This is a genomic window from Streptomyces spinoverrucosus, from assembly GCF_006539505.1.
In the GTDB taxonomy this organism is placed as follows: Bacteria; Actinomycetota; Actinomycetes; order Streptomycetales; family Streptomycetaceae; genus Streptomyces; species Streptomyces spinoverrucosus.
The window spans coordinates 1-526 of the sequence record NZ_BJND01000218.1 but is presented as its reverse complement, the minus strand read 5'-3'; the positions used below and the strand labels follow the sequence as shown (position 1 = coordinate 526).

Annotated in this window: 1 protein-coding gene; it reads right to left on the bottom strand. The window is 72.1% G+C overall.

Annotated features, from left to right (window positions below; all coding sequences use genetic code 11):
* Nucleotides 1-526: acyltransferase domain-containing protein (locus SSP24_RS42605; RefSeq protein WP_141316656.1), on the bottom strand; the 526-nt coding region annotated here is incomplete at both ends.

Here is a 526-nt window from a genome sequence, read left to right as displayed (position 1 = left end):
CGGACGACGGGCCGTTGACCGCGGCGATGTCCACCCGGCCGCCGTAACCCTTGAGCAGGGGGCGGACTTCCGCCTCGGCCGCGTGCACGGCGATCATCGCGCCGCCCTCGGGCTGCGCCTCCATCAGGGCCGCACGGGCGCCGACGAGTTTCGCGGCGTCCTCCAGCGTCAGGACGCCGGAGACATGGGCGGCCGTCAGCTCGCCGATGGAGTGCCCGGCCACGTAGTCCGGGCGCAGGCCCCATGACTCGACCAGCCGGAACAGTGCCGTTTCCAGTGCGAACAGCGCGGGCTGGGTGTAGCCGGTCCGGTCGAGCAACGCCGCCGCCGCACTGCCCGGCTCGGCGAACACCACCTCCTTCAGCGGCCGCTCCAGCTCCTTGTCCAGCTGGGCACAGACGCGGTCGAACGCCGTGGCGAAGACCGGGAACGCGTCGTACAACTCCCGGCCCATGCCGATGCGTTGGGCTCCCTGCCCGGTGAAGAGGAAGGCGAGCTTGTGCCGCCGGGGGGATGCGGTCGCGAT